This window comes from Rhodoplanes roseus (assembly GCF_003258865.1).
Taxonomy (GTDB): domain Bacteria; phylum Pseudomonadota; class Alphaproteobacteria; order Rhizobiales; family Xanthobacteraceae; genus Rhodoplanes; species Rhodoplanes roseus.
Genome location: NZ_NPEX01000287.1, coordinates 1 through 7,034, shown reverse-complemented (window position 1 = coordinate 7,034; position 7,034 = coordinate 1). Strand labels below are relative to the sequence as shown.

The 7,034-nt window shown below is 71.0% G+C and carries 3 protein-coding genes and 1 tRNA gene; 3 read left to right on the top strand and 1 reads right to left on the bottom strand.

Features of this window, described 5'->3' with window-relative positions:
- Positions 1–2,771 (bottom strand): monovalent cation/H+ antiporter subunit A (locus tag CH341_RS25955; protein ID WP_111421863.1); only part of this gene is annotated, 2,771 nt, incomplete at its 3' end.
- Between the two features lie 426 nt (positions 2,772–3,197).
- Between CH341_RS25955 and CH341_RS25950 the strand changes: the two genes are divergently transcribed.
- The 3 genes from CH341_RS25950 to CH341_RS25940 all read left to right on the top strand — a co-directional run bounded on the left by CH341_RS25950 (position 3,198) and on the right by CH341_RS25940 (position 6,775).
- Positions 3,198–5,612, top strand: a complete 2,415-nt coding sequence (locus CH341_RS25950; RefSeq protein WP_111421862.1) for a hypothetical protein — start codon at positions 3,198–3,200, stop codon at positions 5,610–5,612.
- A gap of 288 nt (positions 5,613–5,900) precedes the next feature.
- Positions 5,901–6,584 (top strand): ParA family protein, encoded by a 684-nt coding sequence (locus CH341_RS25945; protein WP_111421861.1) that lies wholly within the window; start codon positions 5,901–5,903, stop codon positions 6,582–6,584.
- Between the two features lie 114 nt (positions 6,585–6,698).
- A tRNA-His gene (locus CH341_RS25940) sits at positions 6,699–6,775 on the top strand.
- Positions 6,776–7,034 lie beyond the last annotated feature (259 nt).

The window sequence follows — 7,034 nt, the reverse complement described above, 5'->3', positions numbered from 1 at the left end:
GACCCGCGGCATCTGCCGTATGCTGAAGGACATGACGGGCGGCCGACCACCACCATGAACACGCCGGCGTCGAACAGCATGGCGGTGGCGAGCTCGATCTCGCCGACCAGCGGCACGTGAAAGTAGCCGAACGCGCTGGTCAGGAACGGCTTGCCGAAGGCGAGCGCGCCCAGGCCGGTGGCACCCGCCGTCAGCACGCCGGCGCCGAGCAGCGCATGGGCGTCGAAGCGGCGGCGATCCGCCGTCCAGTCGTGGCCGCTCGCCATGTACTGCATGATGAACGCGATGGCGACGACTAGACCGGCGATGAAACCGCCGCCCGGAAGATTGTGCCCGCGCAGGAAGATGTAGACGCCCACCGTGATGGCCAGCGGCAGCAGCGCCCGCGTCACCACCACCAGCACGGTCGGATGCGCGTCGGCCGCCTCGACGGCACGCCGCAGCGTATCGAGGCGCCGCGCCGCCGCGCCTTTCAGCGCGGTGTCGAGCAGCGCCACGATGGCGAGCGCCGCGATGCACAGCACGATGATCTCGCCGAACGTGTCGAAGCCGCGGAAGTCGACCAGGATCACGTTGACGACGTTGGTGCCGCCGCCCTGCGGTTTCGATTGGGCGATGTGATAATCCGCGATGCTGGTGGCGTCCCGCGTCATCACGGCATAGGCGAGGGCCGCGGCACCGAGCCCGGTGGCGCCGGCGATCGCCGCGTCGCGCATGCGGCGGGCGACGCCGCTCACCCGCGGCGTGGTCTTGGGCAGCAGGTTGAGCGCGAGCAGCAGCAGGATGGTCGCCACCACCTCGACGGTGATCTGGGTGAGGGCGAGGTCGGGCGCCGAGAACTGCAGGAACGCGATCGAGACGACGAGCCCGACCACGCTGGTGAGCACCAGCGTGAGGAAGCGTCGGTCGTGCACCGGCGGCACCGCGAGGCTCGCGGCCGCGAGCAGCACGAAGGCGACGACGGCCGGCAGCGTCATCGGCAGGGGGGCGCGCTCGCCGGCCGTATGGGTGCCGCCGAAGAAGCCGGCGGCGCCGACGGCCAGCACCGTCACGGTGATGACGGCGAGATAGCGCGGCAGCGATTCGGTGTGCAGCCGGAAGGTCGCGTGCCGGCAGCCCTGCACCACCGCCGCCACGACGGCGTCGAAGGCGGCCTTGGCGTCGGGCCGGTCGAGCCGCGCATGCAGGCGAGCGAGCGGCCCGAGCCCGGCATAGAGCAGGGCGGCCCCCGCGAAGGCGACGACGCTCGAGATCAGCGCCGGCGTCACGCCGTGCCACAGCGACAGGGACACGGACGGCAGCGGCGCGGGTCCGATGGTCGCCTGGCCGGCGAGCGCCACGATGCCGCCGGCGAAGAGCTGCGGCGCGATGCCGATGAGGATCACGGGTACGACCAGCACGGCGACCGGCAGCCACATGCCGGCCGGCGGATCGTGCGGACGACCGGCGAGGTCGCCGCGCGGACGACCGAGAAACACGCGGAACGCGTAGCGGGCCGAATAGGCCACGGAGAGCAGCGCGCCCACGGTGGCGAGCACGGGCAGGAGCCAGGACTGGCCCGCGAAGGGCGTGTGCCACGCCGCCTCCAGCATCATCTCCTTGGACAGGAAGCCGTTGAGCAGCGGCACGCCGGCCATCGACGCGGCGGCGACCAGCGACAGCGCCGCGGTGATCGGCATCAGCCGGGCGAGGCCGCCGAGCCTGTCGATGTCGCGCGTGCCGGTCTCGTGGTCGACGATGCCGGCGCTCATGAACAGCGCCGCCTTGAAGGTGGCGTGGTTGAGGATGTGGAACACGCAGGCGATCGCGCCGGCCTCGGTGCCGAAGCCGAGCAGCATGGTCATCAGGCCGAGATGGCTCACGGTCGAATAGGCGAGGATCGCCTTGAGGTCGGTCTTGAACAGCGCGATCCAGGCGCCGACCAGCATGGTGACGAGGCCGGTCGTCGTCACGATCAGGAACCACGCCTCGGTGCCGGCCAGCACGGGCCACAGCCGCGCCATCAGGAACACACCGGCCTTCACCATGGTGGCCGAGTGCAGGTAAGCCGAGACCGGCGTCGGCGCCGCCATGGCGTGCGGCAGCCAGAAGTGGAACGGAAACTGCGCCGACTTGGTGAAGGCGCCGCCGAGCACCAGCAGCAGCACCGGCAGATAGAGCGGAGAGGCGCGCACCACGTCGCCGCGCTGGAGAATGTCGGTCAGCGCGAAGGAGCCGGCGGCGTGGCCGAGCAGCAGCATGCCGGCCATCAGCAGGAGCCCGCCGCCGCCCGTGACGACGAGCGCCATGCGGGCGCCCTGGCGGCCCTCCGGCGTGCCGTACCACCAGCCGATCAGCAGGAAGGAGGAGAGGCTGGTCAACTCCCAGAAGACGACCAGCAGCAGCACGTTGTCGCTGATCACGATGCCCGTCATGGCGCCCTGGAACAGCAGCAGATAGGCGAAGAACCGGCCCATCGACTCGTCGCGGCCGAGATAGAAGCGCGCATAGACGATGATCAGCAGCCCGATCCCGAGGATCAGGGCGGCGAAGAACAAGCCGAGCCCGTCGAGAAAGAAGCCGAAGGAGAGGCCGAGCCGCGGCACCCAAGCGATGCCGTCCTGCACGACGTCGCCGTGCACCACGGCGGGGGCGTTCGCGGCCAGCAGCGCCAGCGCGGCCAGCGTCACGGCGGCGGTGGCGATCGTGCAGGCGTTGCGGCCGGCTCGGATGGCGAGCGGCGGCACCATGGCGCCGAGCAGGGGCAGGAGGGCGATCAGCGCGAGACGCATCGGATCACCGCGCAGCGACGCGCGCACGCCTGCGCACGGGTCGCCCGGCCGGCCGGGATCCCGTTGTTCGTCTCACGCCCGGCGCACCGCAAATCCGACGAAAAGCCATGACCAGTGTATAGGAACCAAGCAGAGGTGAATCGCTGCGACATCTTGTCCGTCGAGTTCTCCTGTCAGCGGGCGGCGCGTGCGACATGAGTTGGGCTGACGTCAGCATAATCCGCCGGCCGGAGCACGGCTTGGTTTTCGTCGGCCGAATCCGTCATTCCGCGGCGCGCCAAAGGCGCGAACCCGGAATCCAGCACCCGACTCGGCATTCGCGGCTGGATTCCGGGTCCGGCGCTGCGCGCCGTCCCGCAACGACCCATGATGCAAGGCCCGCGGGCTCGTCGCAATCGCATTTCGGTTGAGGGCGCAGGTGCGCTGATGATCGGTTCGAGCCTCTTCTCCGGCGTTGGTTCGCGCGTCGACGACTCTCCCGAGCCGAGCGACGCGGCGGGCGGCGTCGCCCCGAAGGCCGCGCCACGAGCGAGTCTTCTCACCATCCTGGTCTGCGTCGCGATCGTGTGGGGGCTCGCGGTCGCGCGCACCGTCGTGGACGACACGGTCGTGCCGTGGGACTCCAAGAATCAGGTCTATGCCTTCTTCCGGTTTCTCGCCGGCGCCCTGCAGGCGGGCGGCACGCCGTTCTGGAATCCCTATCACTACGGCGGGTTCCCCAGCGTCGCCGATCCGCAGTCGCTGGTTTTCGCCCCCGTCTTCCTCGCCTTCGCGATGCTGGATCCGGCCCCGTCGCTGCGCGCCTTCGATGTCCTGGTGTCGGCGCATCTGCTCGCCGGCGGAATGGCGCTCGCGGCGATCGGCTGGCGGGCGCGCTGGCCGGCCGCGCCCTGCGTGCTCGCCGCCGTGGTGTTCATGCTGGGCGGCGCCGCCGCGGGCCGGATGCAGCACACCGGCATGATCCTCAGCTACGCCCAGGCGCCGATCGCCCTGCTGCTGATCGGGATCGCCTTCGATCGCCGCTCCCACGGGGCTGCGATCGCGGCCGGCGTCGCCGCCGCCCTCCTGGTGCTGGGGCGCAACCAGGCGGCGCTGCTGCTCTCCGCCGTGGTCGCGGCGGCGGCCATCGCCATGCTGTTCGGAACGCGGCCCTCCGGCGTGTCCGTGCCGGCGCAGCTGCGCTCACGCCTCGGCGTGCTGGCCGTGATGGTGGTCGTGGCCGTCGCGGTCGCCGCGGTGCCGATGCTGCTGACGCTGCAATTCGCCGCACTGTCCAATCGCCCGGTGCTGACACTCGACGATGCGCTCGCCGGCTCGCTCCATCCGGCCAATCTGGCGACGCTGTTCTCGGCCGACGTGCTCGGCTCGCACGGACGCTATTTCGGGCCGGGCGGCCCGCAGTCGGCCGATCTGTTCAACACCGACGACTCGTTCAACTACCTGTTCGTCGGCGCGACGCCGGTGCTGCTGATCGCCTGGCTCGGGATCGCGGGCGGCGGCGTCCTTCGTCGCGGCTGCCGGTTGTGGACCGGGGTCGCCATCGCGGCGCTGCTTTACATGCTGGGGCGCTACACGCCGGCTTTCGCGCTCGCCTTCGCGCATGTCCCGGGCGTCGATCTGTTTCGCCGACCGGTCGATGCCAGCTTCGTGCTCACGGCCGCGCTGGCGCCACTGAGCGCGGCGCTGCTCGCCGCCTATGTGCGCGACGGACATTTGCCGGTGCGCTGGAGTCTCATGGGTCTCGCGGTCGCGCTGGTCGGCGGGATCGTGATCGCGGCCGTGGTTTTCGCGGCGCGCAGCGGCAACGGTGCGCACGCGCTCGTCGCCCTGGCGCCGGCCGTTGCGATCATGGCGGTCGGCGCCGCCGTGCTGATGCTCGGCGCGCGCACCAAGCGCCGTGGGATCGCGGCCGCTGTCGTCACCGTCATCGCGGCCGCCGAGCTTTTGGGGTGGAACGCGGCGTTCCGCCTCGATGCCGAGCCGCGCGACACTTACGCCGTGCTGGACTCGCCGGCCGGTCCCGATGCCGAGGTCTTGGCCGTGATCGACCGCGCCGTCGCGCAGGCCCACGCGGCCGGCGAGCGTCCGCGCCTGGAGATCGTCGGCCTCGGCGGCGCGTGGCAGAACCTCGCGATGGTGCGCGGCCTCGAGGCGACCAACGGCTACAATCCGCTGCGCATCGGCGCCTACGACCGGCTGGTCGCGCCGGGCGAGGAGAACTGGCGGTTCGGCTTCCGCGGCTTCCCGGCCTCGTTCGATGGATTCGATTCGGCCCTGGCCCGCGAGCTCGGGCTGACCCTCCTGGTGCTCGGGGCGCCGATCGAGACGATGCCCGGCCTGCCCCGGGTCCCCGAGGCCGAGCTGCTCCTCGCCGGCCCCCGGGCCTGGGTCTACCGGCTCCCCGGGGCCCGTCCGCGGGTCGAGCTCCGGGCCGGCGGAGGCGCCCTTGCCACCGGTCCGGGTGGCGAGGGCCGGCGAGGGGGTGGCGAGGGAGCGGCCAGGGAGGTGGCCAGGGAGGTGGCAAGGGAGGTGGCCAAGGACGGCGAGGCGGTCGGCAACGCCCGCATCACCGCCTGGCGGCCCGACCGGATCGCCATCGAGACCACGGCCGACCGCCCGTCCGAGCTCGTCTTGCACGATCTCTGGTATCCGGGCTGGGTGGCCGAGGCGGACGGTAAAGTGGTGCCGATTCGCCCGGTCGATGCACTGTTTCGCGGCGTCTCGCTGCCCGCCGGGAAACACCGGGTGGTCTTTCGATTCGCCCCGCTGGCCCCGGGCAACCTGCTGCAGGCCTTGAAGGATCTCGTCGGGCCGGCGACCCGGGCGGGAGCGGCGGGGTGAGCCGAATCAGCGGCGACCACGGCCCGATCGGCATCGGTCCCGTCGGCAATCCGGGACACCGTGGCAGGGCGGGAGGCGGCTAGACCGGACGCGTTAAGATTGCCTTTCGCAATTGCGGCAACAATTTGATTCGTGTGGCGGATTTGCGGCGCCGCCCGCGAAGCGGCCGGCCCCGCAACCAAAAACATCTCCCGCCTCCCGGCAAAAAAATCTCCGCTCCTCAGTCATTTACCGCCTGTTAACCATGTTCCCGTCAGGCTCGGTTCCCAGGCAGCCGAGGAGAGACCCATGAACGTCATTACCTTCGCGTCTCGCAAAGGCGGCGCGGGGAAGAGCACGCTCACCGCGCATCTCGCCGCCACGGCGCATCTGTCGGGGCAGCGCTGCCTGCTGATCGATGCCGACCCGCAAGGATCCCTCACCTTGTGGCAATCCCTGCGGCCGGACGGGCAGCCGATCGTCAAAAGCGCCGCTCGCGGCGTCGACGGCCTGCTCGCCGTCGCCATGCTCGAGGGCTACGACTGGGTCTTCATCGACACGCCCCCCACCATGTGGGTGGTGGTCAGCGAGGCGATCCGGGCCTCGACCCTGGTGGTGATTCCGGCCCGGCCCGGCCTGTTCGACCTGCATGCCGTTCGAGAGACTGTGAAAACCGCCCAGGAGCGCAACAAGCCCTATGCCGTGGTGATGAACGCCGCCCCGGCGCGGCGCGACGACAAGGAGTCGCCGGTCGTCGCCTACGCGCGCAACCATCTGGACAAGCTCGGCATTCCGGTGTGGTCGGGGCAGATCACGCAGCGCGCCGGGTTCGCCATGTCGCTCGCCGCCGGGGCCAGCGCGCCGGAGGTCGACCCCGGCTCCGCCGCCGCCACCGAGATCATCAGCCTGTGGTCGGCGATTTCCCGCTCGGTCGACGCCGTCAACGCCGCCCGGACCCGCGCCGCGGCGCCGGTGGCGAGCCGCGCCGCCTGACCGTCGCGCGGGCGGCCGTGCGGCAACCCCGCCCGGCCCTCCGTCCGGCTTGCAAAAGCGGCCGGCTCCGCCTAGGTTCCGCGCGCTTCGGACACGCGCCCGCGGGCGCGCCGTGCAGCTGTAGCTCAGTTGGTTAGAGCGCCTGACTGTGGATCAGGAGGTCGGTGGTTCGAGTCCACCCAGCTGTACCAACCGATCTCCTCGACATCGTCGCTCCGCCACACTCCTCCCGCCGTCCCATGCGGGAGTGCAGCCGCCGCGTGCAGCGGCGCCCTGCGGGCGCGCTGAGGGCGCGCCGCGGGACAACGCCTCGTCCCCCCCCTTCGATCGCGGACGCTGTCCGCCGACATCGACCGAACGCGTCGTCTTTACGGGATTCCTATATCGACGCGTCTCGCTCCTCCTCGAAATCCTACGCCCTCGATGAGCATCTGAAGCCGGTCCGGGATC